General features: G+C 71.5%; 12 protein-coding genes. 6 read left to right on the top strand and 6 right to left on the bottom strand.

The window, feature by feature from the left end; translation table 11 throughout:
* The first annotated feature begins 145 nt into the window (after window positions 1-145).
* Both ACF062_RS17280 and ACF062_RS17275 read left to right on the top strand, forming a co-directional pair.
* Window positions 146-1,117: an alpha/beta hydrolase gene (locus ACF062_RS17280; RefSeq protein WP_392138951.1), complete on the top strand. Its 972-nt coding sequence runs from the start codon at window positions 146-148 to the stop codon at window positions 1,115-1,117.
* A gap of 43 nt (window positions 1,118-1,160) precedes the next feature.
* Window positions 1,161-1,883, top strand: coding sequence for an alpha/beta fold hydrolase (locus tag ACF062_RS17275; protein ID WP_392138949.1), 723 nt, complete (start codon window positions 1,161-1,163; stop codon window positions 1,881-1,883).
* A 102-nt stretch (window positions 1,884-1,985) separates the two neighbouring features.
* Here the strand turns inward: ACF062_RS17275 and ACF062_RS17270 are convergent, their stop codons facing one another.
* On the bottom strand, window positions 1,986-3,188 hold the full coding sequence (locus tag ACF062_RS17270) for a low temperature requirement protein A (RefSeq protein WP_392138947.1): 1,203 nt from the start codon (window positions 3,186-3,188) through the stop codon (window positions 1,986-1,988).
* Between the two features lie 237 nt (window positions 3,189-3,425).
* Here ACF062_RS17270 and ACF062_RS17265 point away from each other — a divergent pair, with 237 nt between their 5' ends.
* Window positions 3,426-4,067, top strand: a complete 642-nt coding sequence (locus ACF062_RS17265; RefSeq protein ID WP_392138945.1) for a Dps family protein — start codon at window positions 3,426-3,428, stop codon at window positions 4,065-4,067.
* Here the strand turns inward: ACF062_RS17265 and ACF062_RS17260 are convergent.
* Complete coding sequence (locus ACF062_RS17260; RefSeq protein WP_392138943.1) at window positions 4,054-4,968, bottom strand: SigB/SigF/SigG family RNA polymerase sigma factor; 915 nt, start codon at window positions 4,966-4,968, stop codon at window positions 4,054-4,056. The two genes, ACF062_RS17265 and ACF062_RS17260, sit on opposite strands and share 14 nt — an antisense overlap.
* Before the next feature lie 3 nt (window positions 4,969-4,971).
* Entirely contained in the window at window positions 4,972-6,021 is a 1,050-nt protein-coding gene (locus ACF062_RS17255) for a VOC family protein (protein WP_392138942.1), read from the bottom strand.
* 188 nt (window positions 6,022-6,209) lie between these two features.
* Between ACF062_RS17255 and ACF062_RS17250 the strand changes: the two genes are divergently transcribed.
* From ACF062_RS17250 to ACF062_RS17240, 3 genes are all read left to right on the top strand, one after another.
* Window positions 6,210-7,409, top strand: a complete 1,200-nt coding sequence (locus ACF062_RS17250; protein ID WP_392138940.1) for a PP2C family protein-serine/threonine phosphatase — start codon at window positions 6,210-6,212, stop codon at window positions 7,407-7,409.
* Between the two features lie 115 nt (window positions 7,410-7,524).
* Window positions 7,525-8,028 carry a DUF5709 domain-containing protein gene (locus ACF062_RS17245; protein WP_392138938.1) on the top strand — a complete coding sequence of 168 codons (504 nt, stop codon included), beginning with the start codon at window positions 7,525-7,527 and terminating at the stop codon, window positions 8,026-8,028.
* 116 nt (window positions 8,029-8,144) lie between these two features.
* Window positions 8,145-8,549: a hypothetical protein gene (locus ACF062_RS17240; RefSeq protein WP_392138936.1), complete on the top strand. Its 405-nt coding sequence runs from the start codon at window positions 8,145-8,147 to the stop codon at window positions 8,547-8,549.
* 32 nt (window positions 8,550-8,581) lie between these two features.
* Here ACF062_RS17240 and glgB read toward each other — a convergent pair whose 3' ends face one another.
* The 3 genes from glgB to treS form a co-directional block, all read right to left on the bottom strand.
* Window positions 8,582-10,828: a 1,4-alpha-glucan branching enzyme gene (gene glgB / locus ACF062_RS17235; RefSeq protein ID WP_392138934.1), complete on the bottom strand. Its 2,247-nt coding sequence runs from the start codon at window positions 10,826-10,828 to the stop codon at window positions 8,582-8,584.
* A gap of 4 nt (window positions 10,829-10,832) precedes the next feature.
* Window positions 10,833-12,173 (bottom strand): maltokinase, encoded by a 1,341-nt coding sequence (locus tag ACF062_RS17230; RefSeq protein ID WP_392138932.1) that lies wholly within the window; start codon window positions 12,171-12,173, stop codon window positions 10,833-10,835.
* 13 nt (window positions 12,174-12,186) lie between these two features.
* Window positions 12,187-13,407 (bottom strand): maltose alpha-D-glucosyltransferase (treS, locus tag ACF062_RS17225; RefSeq protein WP_392138931.1); only part of this gene is annotated, 1,221 nt, incomplete at its 5' end.

Here is a 13,407-nt window from a genome sequence, read left to right as displayed (position 1 = left end):
TGCACTGCTGCATTCATCGCCCCGTTCACTGCCCCGCTTTCCATGCGCTGTGGGACCACATGCGGTGCGCTCGATGGCAACCGCCGCTGCTACGGCGGATTTAGACATGTCCTGTAAATGTTTCGCCCCGATATCAGGAGAAGCCATGTCCGACGTCGTAGAAGTCATTCGCCCGGTTCTGGAGCCGGCCGCCGCAGCTTTCGCCGAGGCGACCGCGAACCCGCCCTACCTGTTCGACCTGGCGCCCGCCGAGGGGCGCAAGGCCGTGGACGAGGTGCAGTCGGGCGAGGTGGAGAAGCCGGAGGTCGACGAGGAGTGGGTCACCGTCCAGGGCGGCCCGACGGGCAGCGTCCGGGCGCGGATCGTGCGGCCCGCGGGCAGCCGGGGTCCGTTGCCGGTGGTCCTCTACATCCACGGCGCGGGCTGGGTGTTCGGCAACGCCCACACCCACGACCGCCTCGTGCGCGAACTGGCGGTCGGTTCCGGGGCGGCCGTGGTCTTCCCCGAGTACGACCTGTCCCCCGAGGCCCGCTACCCCGTGGCCATCGAGCAGAACTACACCGTCGCCCGCTGGATCGTCGAGGAGGGCGCCACCAAGGACCTGGACGGCTCCCGCCTGGCCGTGGCCGGTGACTCGGTGGGCGGCAACATGAGCGCGGCCCTGACCCTGATGGCCAAGGAACGCGGCGGCGTCCCCCTCGTCCAGCAGGTGCTGTTCTACCCCGTCACCGACGCGAGCTTCGACACCGGCTCCTACCACCAGTTCGCCACCGGCTACTTCCTGCGCCGCGACGGCATGCAGTGGTTCTGGGACCAGTACACGACGGACGAGGCCGAACGCGCCCAGATCACCGCCTCCCCGCTGCGCGCCACCACCGAGCAGCTCACCGGACTGCCCCCGGCCCTGGTCATCACCGGCGAGGCCGACGTCCTGCGCGACGAGGGCGAGGCGTACGCCAACAAGCTCCGCCAGGCAGGCGTCCCCGTGACCGCCGTCCGCTTCCAGGGCGTCATCCACGACTTCGTCATGCTCAACGCCCTGCGTGAGACCCACGCCGCCGAAGCCGCCATCGGCCTCGCCGTCAGCACGCTGCGCGCCGCGCTGCACACGAACTGACCCTCGACGCCCCCGCGCCACAGGCAAGGAGAGCAACACCGTCATGACCGCCAACCCCACGCCCACCGCCGTCCTGGTGCACGGCGCGTTCGCGGACGCCACCAGCTGGAACGGCGTCGTCGCCGAGCTCCAGGGACACGGCATCCCCGTCGTCGCACCGCCCAACCCGCTGCGCGGGCTGGCCTCTGACGCCGCGTACATCGCCTCGGTCACCGCTCAGATCGATGGTCCCGTCGTGTTGGTGGGCCACTCCTACGGAGGTGCGCTGATCTCCGTGGCGGGCACCGCGGAGAACGTCGTCGGGCTCGTCTACATCGCGGCGTACGTCCCCGAACAGGGCGAGAGCCTCGGCGAGTTGCAGGACCGCTTCCCGCTCTCGCCGCTCGTCAGCAACCTCAAGGAGGCGACCTACCCGGTCCGGGACGGGGAGCCCGCGGTCGAGGTCACCATCCGGGCCGAGGCCTTCCCGGAGATCTTCGCCGCCGACGTGCCGGCCGACGTCACCAAGGTCCTCGCGGTGACGCAGCGTCCGCTCGCCTCTTCGGCCTTCACCGAGACGGCCTCGGCCGCCGCGTGGAAGACCAAGCCGTCCTGGGCCTTGGTCGCCGCCGCCGACCAGGCGATCAACCCGGACGTGGAGCGTTTCGGCGCCAAGCGGGCCGGGGCGACGATCGTCGAGCTGGCGGGTGCCTCGCACGCCGTCGCGGTGTCCCGGCCCCGTGAGGTCGCCGAGCTGATCCGTGACGCGGTGCGGGCCACGAGCTGACAAGACGGCGGATCGTTCGCCGCGCACGCGAGGACCACGCGAGAACCCCCCGTACCCAAGTGCGGGGGGTTCTCGCGCGGCACCGTGGCGCGTCGGCGGTGTTCAGCGGCGCGCCGCCGAGTCCACGGCGATCAGGACGACCAGCAGCGCGCCCGTGGCGAGGGCCGGCGCCGGCGACCACGTGCCCAGCAGGATCGCGAGCGCCGTGACGGGGTAGGGGAGCCACTCGGCAGCGGTCCGCTGGTGGGGCCGCAGGTGGACGGCCCACACGGCTGTCAGGAAGACGGCGGCCGGCACCGTGACCGCCGCGCCGACGCCCGCTGCCGGGACCGCGGCCCCCAGCGTGACGTGATCGGCGTAGGCGGCCAGGCCGGCCCCCTCGGCGGCGGCCGAGGCGAAGATCAGGTAGTGGCCGTACGCCCATCCGAACCTGCGCCGGTGCGCCCGGTGTGTCGTGGCGAGCAGGGTGTGCGCGGGCCTGCTGAAGTACAGCCACCACATGGCGAACGCCGTCACCAGGCCACCGGCCGCGACGGCGGACAGCGGGCCGATGCCGTGGTGCCGGTCGAAGGCACCGCGGACCGCGACCGTGACGGCGGCGACGGACTCCCCGATGACGATGAGCGTGAAGAGCTCATAGCGCTCGGCGATGTGCCGTGGATGCCACGGGGTCATCCCCGCGGACTGCGCCCACACCGGCACGGACAGCTCGGCGGCGACCAGCACGACGATGCCGGGCAGCCGCGCCGCCTCCGGGACGACGAGGAGCGCGATCCACCCGGCCTGGCAGACGGTGACGCCCGCGGCGAAGCGCAGGGCGGTCCGCCGCCGGGCGGTGTCGGAGCGTGCCGCGCGCAGCCACAGGGCAGCCAGCGCCGTGCGCGAGACGACGTAGCCGAGGGTGATGACCAGCAGGTCGCCCTCCTCGAACGCGCGGGACACCCCGGCGGCGAGGACCAGCGAGCCCGTGATCTGCACCAGTACGGTCAGCCGGTACGGGACGTCGCCCGGGTCATAGGCCGAGCCGAACCAGGTGAAGTTCATCCACGCCCACCAGATGGTGAAGAAGACCAGCGCGTAGTGCAGCACACCAGTCGCGTACTCCCCCGCCATCAGCGCCTCGTGCAGGCTGTGGGACGCCTGCGCGACCGCGATGACGAAACACAGGTCGAAGAGGAGTTCCAGGGAGGTCGCCGTGCGGTGCCGCTCCTCGGGGTCGCGGCCCCGCATGGTCAAGGCCCTGGGGGCCTTGGGCAGGTGGCCCGGTGATCCCGTCGTCGTATGGCCGCGCCCGTTCGTCCTCATGCCGTCTCTTCTCGTCGGTCGGGCCCACGGCGTGGGCCGCCCGGCGACGCTAGGGCGCCCGGACGAAGGGGCTCTGCGCGTCGGCGCACGGGTTCTTGCCCGAGAGTGAACGGACGGCGGGCGTCGCGCGCGCAGTGCGCTGACGGGCACCCCGGCGTGCGCTGTCGGTCAACGCGGCTCTTCGCGGCGCGCCTAGCGTCACTCGGGTACGCACAGCACAGCCCCCAGGAGGCGGACATGACCGGCGCGAACAGGCACCAGAGCGGGAGCCAGCCGTGGCTTCACCAGAAGGGGGAGGTGATCCAGCCGTTCGGCACGGTCAGGCAGCTGCCGATCGGCCTGTCCTACGAGGCGCGGATGTACGCCTGCCAACGGCTGAACCACCTCCTCGCGGACACCCAGATGCTGTACGCGCTCTACAAGAAGCACCACTGGCTGATGCGGGGCGCCACCTTCCACCAGCTGCACCTGCTGCTCGACCGGCACGCGGAGGCGCAGCTCGCCGTCGTGGACGCGCTCGCCGAACGCGTCCAGAGCCTCGGCGGAGTCGCGGTGGGCGATCCGCGGCACGCGGCGGAGATCACCTCGGTGCCGCGCCCGCCGGACGGCGTCGAGGAGGTGCCCGCCATGCTGTCGCGGCTCCTCGAAGCCCACGAGACGATCCTCGTCAGCGCCCGGGACGCGGCGCACCGCCTGGCGGAGCTCGGTGACGACGGCAGCAACGACCTGATCGTCTCGGAGGTGGTCCGCGGCGGCGAGGCGCAGGCCTGGTTCCTCGCCGAGCACCTCGTGGAGACGCCCCTCGTGCGCCTGCTGCCGGACGCGGAGCCGCAGGCCGCGGAGCCCCAGCCGGCGGAGGCCGCTCCTATTCGTGCGTGAGCAGCCCCGTCCGCAACTCGGTCAGGGTCCGCGAGAGCAGCCGTGACACGTGCATCTGAGAGATGCCGAGGGCGGCGCCGATCTCGGCCTGGGTCATCTCCTGGCCGAAGCGCATCTCGATGATGCGGCGCTCCCGCTCGCCGAGTTCCGCCAGGAGCGGCGCCAGGGCGTGGACGTGCTCGAAGACCTCGATGGCGGGGTCGGGGGCGCCCATGACGTCCGCGAGCGAGCGGCCGCTGCGGTACGTCTCGCCCTCCTCGGTCGAACCGTGCGGGGCGTCCAGGGAACCGGCCGCGTAGCCGTTGGCGGCCACGATGGCCTCCAGCGCCTGTTCCTCGGTCACCTCCAGGTCGGCCGCGAGCTCCTTGACGGTGGGCTCGCGGCCGAGCACTGAACTCAACTTCTCCTGGGACTGCGACAGTTGCGTACGGAGTTCCTGGAGCCTGCGCGGTACGTGCACGGCCCAGCTCGTGTCGCGGAAGTAGCGCTTGATCTCGCCGAGGATGCAGGGCACCGCGAACGAGACGAACTCGAAGCCGCGGCTCATGTCGAACCGGTCGATCGCCTTGATCAGTCCGACGGTCCCGACCTGCACGATGTCCTCCAGCTGGCCGTTGCCCCGGTGGCGGAACCGGCCCGCCACGTAGTGCACCAGCGAGAGGTTCATCTCGATGAGGGTGTCGCGCGTGTACGTGTGCTCGGGTGAGCCCTCCTCCAGTGCCCCGAGCCGGTCGAAGAAGAGCTTGGACAGCTCCCGCGCGTCCTTCGGCGCGACCTCGGAGGCCTCGACCCGCGGCAGCGGCGCACCTCCGTCCGAGACGCCCTCGGCCTGACCGATGGCCTGGTCCTCATCGATGGTCCGAACAAACATCGTCTGGTTCCCCACAGTCTCGACGTGCATGACTCAGCTCGCGGTGACCGCGAAGACGGTTCCCTCGCGGTCCGCCAGTACGGCCTCCCGCCGAGGCCCGAGCCCTCTCGGCGGTGAGACGACGCCTCCGCCCCACCGCTCGGCTGCGGCGGCGGCCGAGTCGACGTCGTCGACCCGGAAGGTCGTGTGCCAGCGGTAGCGCCCCTCGGCACCGGGCGCCGGCCCGTCCACGAGCGCGGCGACCGCGCGCCGCCCGTCCCGCACCACGATCCGCTCGTCCACGTACTCCACGGAGCAGCTCTCGCCGGGCTCGCCCGCCCAGCCCAGCACGCCGCCGTAGAAGAGGGCCGCGGCGAAGATGTCCCGGGTGTGCAGTTCCAGGCGGCCGACCGGGCCCTGTCCCACCGCCCAGTGGTCGTCGGGAGCGTGGTGGCGCAGCCCGAAGACCGCGCCCTCCGGTCCCGCCGCCACGGCTGCCCGCCCCGTCCGGGTGGAGAGCGGCCCGACCGCCACGGTGGCACCGCGCTCGCGGAGGCGGCCCACCGCGGCGTCCACGTCGTCGACGGCGAAGTACGGCATCCAGCCCACGTCGGGCCCGGCGCAGGCGCTCTGGCTGATGGTTCCGACGGGCGCCCCGGCCTTCAGCATCAGGGAACGCGTCCGGCCCGGCGAGCCGATCAGCGGCACATGGCACCAGCCCAGGACCCGGCCGTAGAACTCCTCGGCGGCGCGCAGGTCCCGCACCGCGAGGCTCAGCCGGCACGGCGCGCCGCGGCCCTCGCGGGAACTGCCCGGCGGTGCGTTCACGTCCGGCCGCGCCGAGGGCCGCCCGGCGGGCTCGGAGAGGCGCGGCCGGGGCCCGTCGGACGGCGCGGGGGCGGGCGATCCGATGTCGGCCCCGGTTGCCACGGGCCACCGGCCGCCGGGCCGCACGAGGCGGAGCTTCCTGTTCTCGCGGGGCGTCCGGCGGCCGGTCCACGCGGGCCGCCAGGCCTGGGCGGCCCGGTCTCCCGCACGTCGCGCCGGTACCTCCTCCGTGGTCTTGCGCTCGCTCCCGCTGCTCACACCGATGTCCCTTGGCACAGCCTTCTCCTCAGCCGGTTCCTGCGGTCTGTCGTGTGATTCCGCAGCCGGAAGCCCGCGTACCGGGACCTTTCTCACTCCCGGCAGGGACCAAGGCCACTTCCTGCTGGGACCGCAGGGCCCGCGGGCGGGAACTCGGGCAGGATCCCGGGCCCGGTGTGAGACTGCCTGTGAGGTGGTGATCACAGATGTCGACCCAACCCAGGGTGCCCGGTCCCGGGGAGCAGCTACTCGAACAACTGCTCGCGGCGGCACATGCGGCGACGCCGGTGGAGCTGCCCGCCGTGGTGCAGCAGTTCGCCGACGCCTACGGGCTGGACCGCATCGACGTCTTTCTGGTGGACCTCCAGCAGCGGTATCTGGTGCCGCTGTCCGAGGGGTCGCCGGCCCTCGCGGTGGACACGACCGTCGCCGGTTCGGCCTACCGGGCCCACGAGCTGCGTCTGGAGGAGCTGTCACACGGGCGGATCACCATCTGGCTCCCGCTGATCGACGGCGTCGAGCGGCTCGGCGTCATCGGGGCCACGGCCCCGGGGATCGATGGGGTGCTGCTGCGGCGCTGCCGCACGCTCGCCTCCATCCTGGCGATGGTGATCACCTCGAAGCGCGCCTCCAGCGACACTTTCGCGCGCCTGACGCGGGCCGAGACGATGAGGCTGCCCGCCGAGATGCTCCGGGCGTTCCTGCCGCCGCGCACGATCGGCAACTCCGCCGTCATCTCGACCGCCGTACTCGAACCCGCGTACGACATCGGCGGCGATGCCTTCGACCACTCCCTGACCGCCTCCACCCTGCACGTGGCGATCCTCGACGCCATGGGCCACAGCCTCCTGTCCGGCCTGACGACCGCCGTGGCCATGGCCGGCTGCCGCAACGCCCGGCGCGCCAAGGTCGAGCTGCCGGAACTCGTCGACAACGTCCAGTACGCGCTGGCCCAGTGGCTGCCGGAACAGTTCTGCACGGGCATCCTGGCCCAGCTGGACCTGGCGGGAGGGGTTCTGCGGTGGTGCAACTGCGGTCACCCGCCGCCCCTGCTGATCCGCGACCACCGCGTGCTCGACCGCGTCCTGGAGCGGACCCCGCAGCCGCCCCTCGGGACGCCCGCCATGCTGGCCGACGCCAGGTGGGAGGTGCACGAGGAGGCGCTCCAGCCGGGCGACCGCGTGCTCATGTACACCGACGGCGTGACGGAGCTGCGTACCGGCGGCGGCGCCGAATTCGGCCTGGAGCGGTTCACCGACAGCATCATCCGCGCCACGGCCGCGGGCGAATCGGCTCCGGAGGCACTGCGCCAGCTCATCCACTCCATCCTCGACCGGCAGGACAACCAGCTGCGTGACGACGCGACGCTGCTGCTGCTCGAATGGCTGCCGCCGGGCTCCCGGTGACCCGCTGCCGCGCCGACGGGGCCACTCCCCCGCGTGCCGGAACGTATGTTCTGGATCAGGGTGGATACACGGCCTGACAACGGCACCCCGCCGCGTGTGAAGGAGTGCGAACACCATGGACGACGACGGCGTCATGGGCGACGAGGTCTACCAGCCCGATGCGGACGAGATCCGTGAGGACGCGGGCATCCTCGACGCCGAGGACACGCTCAGCGACCGCGCGTCGGACCCCTACGACGAGGGCTGGTCGCCTCCCGAGCGCCCCCTCGGGGTCGACCACACCGGGACGACCGCCGAGGAGCAGCGCGAGGGCGAGAGTCTCGACGAGCGGCTCTCCGAGGAGGTGCCCGACCCCGCGCTCCAGGTCCCCGGCCCGGCCGAGTACGACGACGGCATCGGCGACACGGTGGGCACCGACGGGGAGCCGATCGAGGAGGCGCAGGTGGGAGACGTCCGCGCCGGGCGCCTTTTCGCCCCGGACGAGGGCGCGGGCGAGGATCCGGAGGACGTCGCCCAGCAGGACATGATCGGTGAGGACATGGGCGTCGACGGCGGGGCGGCCTCCGCCGAGGAGGCGGCGGTGCACATCATGTCCGACTTCGGGGAGCCCGACGTCTGACGGCCCCCGCGCGGCGGTCACCGGGAGAGACGTATGTCGGTCCAGTCGAAATGTGACGACTTGTCATAACTTATGGCAGATCCCGTTCTTCTGGCTCCCCCTCCCCTGGAGATCGCATGAACCCTGCCCTGACCCGTGCCGTCACTCTCGGCGCCGGCCTGTTGCTGATGGCCTCCCCCCTCGCCGCGGCATCCGCGCTCGCCAGCACCTCCGACACCAAGCCGGGCCCGGCCGGCCGGCCGGCCCCGCGGCCCACGCTCACCGCGAAGACCACGGTGGACTCCGTCAAGGCGTGGCAGCAGTTCCGCGTCATCGGAGCCGCCACGCGCCTGCCCGCGGGGACGCGCGTGACGCTCCAGCAGCTCCAGCACAAGCAGTGGGTGGACCTGCCCGTCCAGATGAGCACCACCCGCGCCCACTCGTACAACCTGCGCGTCAAGCTGGGGCTCAAGGGCCTCAACAAGATGCGCATCGCCGGTGGCGGCGTCGTCTCCAACACCGTCCACGTCACCGTCCGCTGACACACGCCCCTCGGGTCGGCAGCCGCCTGCCGTCACTCCGGCCGCAGCCACACCGTGGCGAGCGGCGGCAGGGTGACGCGCAGGCGGGCCGGACGGCCGTGGGCGCCTTCCTGCTCGGGCTTCAGCGGGTCGGCGTTGCGGATGTCCCCGCCGCCGTAGCGGGCCGCGTCGGTGTTGAGGACCTCCCGCCAGGCGTGGGGCTCCTCCGGGACACCCAGTACGTAGTCGCGGCGGACCACCGGGGAGAAGTTGCACACCGCCAGCAGCGGGCTCCCGTCCTCGGCGTGGCGCAGGAAGGCGAGGACGTTGTCCTGGGCCGCGTCCGTCACGATCCACGAGAACCCGGCCGGTGACGTGTCCTGCTCCCACAGGGCGGGGGTGGCCCGGTAGTGGTGGTTGAGGTCCCGCACCAGCAGCTGTACGCCGTGGTGGTCCGGCCGCGCCGGATATGCCGGGTCCAACAGCCCCCAGTCGAGGCCGCTCTCCTGCGACCACTCGCCGCCCTGCGCGAACTCCTGCCCCATGAAGAGGAGTTGCTTGCCGGGGTGGGCCCACATGAAGCCCAGGTAGGCGCGGTGGTTGGCACGCCGCTGCCACCAGTCGCCGGGCATCTTGGAGACCAGCGACTGCTTTCCGTGGACCACTTCGTCGTGCGAGAGGGGCAGGACGTAGTTCTCGCTGTAGGCGTACACCATCGAGAACGTCATCTCGTTGTGGTGGTACTCGCGGTACACCGGGTCGCGGCTGATGTACTCCAGTGAATCGTGCGACCAGCCCATGTTCCACTTCAGGCCGAAGCCGAGGCCGCCGAAGCCGTCCGGTCCTGTGTGGTGGGTGGCCCGTGTGACCCCGTTCCAGGCCGTGGACTCCTCGGCGATGGTGACGACGCCGGGGTTGCGGCGGTAGACCGTCGCGTTCATCTCCTGGAGGAAGGCGACCGCGTCCAGGTTCTCCCGGCCCCCGGACTCGTTCGGGGCCCACTGGCCGTCCTCGCGTGAGTAGTCGAGGTAGAGCATCGACGCCACGGCGTCCACCCGGAGCCCGTCGACGTGGAACTCCTCGCACCAGTAACTCGCGTTGGCGACCAGGAAGTTACGCACCTCCTTGCGCCCGTAGTCGAAGATGAGGGTGCCCCAGTCGGGGTGTTCGGCGCGCCTGCGGTCCTGGGGCTCGTACAGGTGCTCCCCGTCGAACGCCGCGAGCGCCCAGTCGTCCTTCGGGAAATGGGCGGGCACCCAGTCCAGGATGACGCCGATGCCCGCCTGGTGCAGCGTGTCGACCAGGTACCGGAAGTCGTCGGGCGTGCCCATGCGGGACGTCGGGGCGTAGAAACCGGTGACCTGGTAGCCCCAGGAGCCGCTGAAGGGGTGCTCGGCCACCGGCATGAACTCCACATGGGTGAAGCCCGCCTCCATGACGTACTCCGTGAGCTGCTCGGCGAGCTGACGGTAGGTCAGCCCTGGTCGCCAGGAGGCCAGATGGACCTCGTACACCGAGAAGGGGGTGCGGGTCACCGGGCGCTCGGCACGCCGCGTCATCCACGCGTCGTCGCCCCACCTGTACGACGACCGCGTGACCACCGAGGCGGTGTTCGGCGGGACTTCGGCGCGGCGGGCCATCGGGTCCGCGCGCAGCGTGTGCGAGCCGTCGGCGCGGGCGATGTCGAACTTGTAGAGGGTTCCTTCGTCGAGCCCCGGGACGAAGAGCTCCCACACGCCGGTCGCGCCGAGCGAGCGCATCGGGTGGGCGGAGCCGTCCCAGTAGGAGAAGTCCCCGCAGACCCGCACGCCCAGCGCGTTGGGCGCCCACACGGTGAACCGGGTCCCGGACACCCCCTGGTGGGTCATGGGGTGAGCGCCCAGGGCCTTCCACAGTTCCTCGTGCCGGCCCTCGCCGATCAGGTGGAGGTCGAGTTCGCCGAGCGCGGGCAGGAAGCGGTAGGGGTCCTCGTACTCGTGCACGGCGTCCGGGCCGTCGTAGGTCACGCGCAGCCGGTACGCGGGGATCGAGTCGAGTGGCAGCACACCGGAGAAGAGGCCCTCGCCCATGTCGGTAAGGGGCACCTCCCGCTCCTCGGTGAGGAGGGTCACCGCCCGCGCGCACGGGCGCAGGGTCCGGAAGGCGATGCCGCCGGGCACCGGGTGCGCGCCCAGCAGGGCGTGCGGGTCGTGGTGGGTGCCCGACAGCAGGCGCCGTCGGTCCTCCGCGCCGAGCGGGGCCCCGGGGACGCGGCCGGTGCCGGTCGCGTGCGCGGGAGCGGGAGTTGCGGTGGTGTCCACTGTTTCAGCTCTCCTCTGCGAGGCGGGCGATCGCCGCCATGGGGACGGCCAGCCAGTCGGGGCGGTGCCGGGCCTCGTACAGCGCCTCGTACACCGCTCGGTCCGTCTCGTAGGCCCGTAGGAGCTCGGGTTCCGCGCGCGGGTCCCACGTCGACTCGGCCGCGTACCCGGCGCAGTAGGCCTCCCGGCACCGCCGCACCCACTCGGAGCGCCACGGGGGGCGGGAGTGGGCCGCGTAGTCGAAGGAACGGAGCATCCCCGCGATGTCGCGTATGGGGGCCTGGACGCGCCGGCGCTCGTCGAGGGGCCGGGCCGGTTCTCCCTCGAAGTCGATGATGAACCAGCGGTCACCGGCTCTGAGCACCTGTCCGAGGTGCAGGTCGCCGTGGATGCGCTGGGCCTGGCGGCCCTGGCCGCGGGCCGCGACGGCGGCGTACGCGGCCTTCAGACGCGACACATAGGGAACGAGCTCCGGCATCTGGCGGGCCGCGGTCTCCAGGCGCCCGGTCATGGCGGCGGCGAGCCGGCTGCAGCCGTAGGGGTCCGGTGGCCCCGACCCGAGGGCCTGGGCGAGGGCGAGGTGCACCTCGGCGGTGGCACGCCCCAGCTCATAGGACTCGGCGGTGAACGCCTCGCCACGGGTGAGGGATTGCAGTGCCAGGGTCCAGCCGTCCGTCGCCTCGGGCAGGAAGGGCTGGAGCACGCCGAGTGTCGCCTTGTGCGGCTCGGTGGTCCAGAACCAGGCCACGGGAGCGGGTACGCGGGCGCAGTCGCCGCGGGCCAAGGCCCACGGCACCTCCAGGTCCGGGTTGATGCCGTACTGGACGCGCCGGAACAGCTTGAGGATGAAGGAATCGCCGTACACCAGCGAGGTGTTGGACTGCTCCCCGTCGAGCAGCCGGGGCGGCAGCCCCTCGGGCACCATGGTCCGCGCGTCCCGTTCGAAGCGCAGGGGGCCCATCTCGCCCGGCCTGCGCAGGCGTTCGAGGAGCAGCCCCGCCGACCAGGGGTCCAGGAGGGCGTCGTACACCGTGAGGCCCGCGAGCGGCCCCGCGTCGGGGCGGCCGATGACGGCGTGGTGGAGTCGGGACGGCAGGTGTTCGCGCACGCCGAGGATCAGTTGGTAGCAGTCCTCTGGCGGTCCCGCGGGGCCCGAGCGGACCAGCAGATGCAGACAGCCCGGGTGCAGCTCGGTCATGGAGAGCACGGCCAGATCGGTGACGGGCCGGCCCTTTCCCGCGAACCAGCGCTGCCGCGGCAGCCATTCACGAAGCAGCCCCGCCAATGAGGTCAGCAGCCGAGGAGGACTGAGGCTGCCGGGCGACTGTGATGCGGTCTTCAGCATGCGACACGTCCCTTCAAAGGCGCACCGCGGGTGCGGCCGGACGTCGTGGCTGTTCGGTCAGGCGGAACCAGTAGAAGCCGTGGCCCGCCAGCGTGAGGAGGTAGGGCAGTTCACCGATGGCCGGGAAGCGCACCCCGCCGATCAGCTCCACCGGATGGCGTCCGTCGTAGGCCCGCAGATTCAGCTCGGTGGGCTGCGCGAAGCGGGAGAAGTTGTGCACGCACAGCGCCAGATCGTCCCCGTACTCGCGGAGGAAGGCGAGGACGGCGGGGTTGGAGGAGGGGAGTTCGGTGTAGGTGCCGAGGCCGAAGGCGGGGTTCTGTTTGCGGATCTCGATCATCCTGCGGGTCCAGTGCAGGAGGGAGGAGGGCGAGGACATGGAGGCTTCGACGTTGGTGACCTGGTAGCCGTAGACCGGGTCCATGATCGTGGGGAGGTAGAGGCGGCCGGGGTCGCAGGAGGAGAAGCCCGCGTTGCGGTCGGGGGTCCACTGCATGGGGGTGCGCACGGCGTCGCGGTCGCCGAGCCAGATGTTGTCGCCCATGCCGATCTCGTCGCCGTAGTAGAGGATCGGGGAGCCGGGCAGCGACAGCAGGAGGGCGGTGAAGAGTTCGATCTGGTTGCGGTCGTTGTCCAGCAGGGGGGCGAGCCGGCGGCGGATGCCGATGTTGGCGCGCATACGCGGGTCCTTGGCGTATTCCGCGTACATGTAGTCGCGCTCTTCGTCGGTGACCATCTCCAGGGTCAGCTCGTCGTGGTTGCGCAGGAAGATGCCCCACTGGCAGCCCGAGGGGATCGCGGGGGTCTTGGCGAGGATCTCGGAGACGGGGTAGCGCGACTCACGGCGTACGGCCATGAAGATGCGGGGCATGACGGGGAAGTGGAACGCCATGTGGCATTCGTCGCCGCCCTTGGCGTAGTCCCCGAAATAGTCGACGACGTCCTCGGGCCACTGGTTGGCCTCGGCCAGCAGAACGGTGTCCGGATATTGCGCGTCGATCTCCGACCGGACCCGCTTGAGGAACTGGTGCGTCTGGGGGCGGTTCTCGCAGTTCGTGCCTTCTTCGGCATAGAGGTAGGGCACGGCGTCCAGGCGGTATCCGTCGACGCCCAGGTCGAGCCAGAAGCGGAGGGCGGCAATGATCTCTTCCTGGACGGCGGGGTTCTCGTAGTTGAGGTCGGGCTGGTGGGAGAAGAAGCGGTGCCAGTAGTACTGCTTGCGCACCGGGTCGAA

The sequence above is a fragment of the Streptomyces sp. NPDC015345 genome (assembly GCF_043078805.1).
GTDB lineage: Bacteria > Actinomycetota > Actinomycetes > Streptomycetales > Streptomycetaceae > Streptomyces.
The sequence above is the reverse complement of the archived record's forward strand: the minus strand, read 5'-3'. Positions and strand labels throughout refer to the sequence as shown.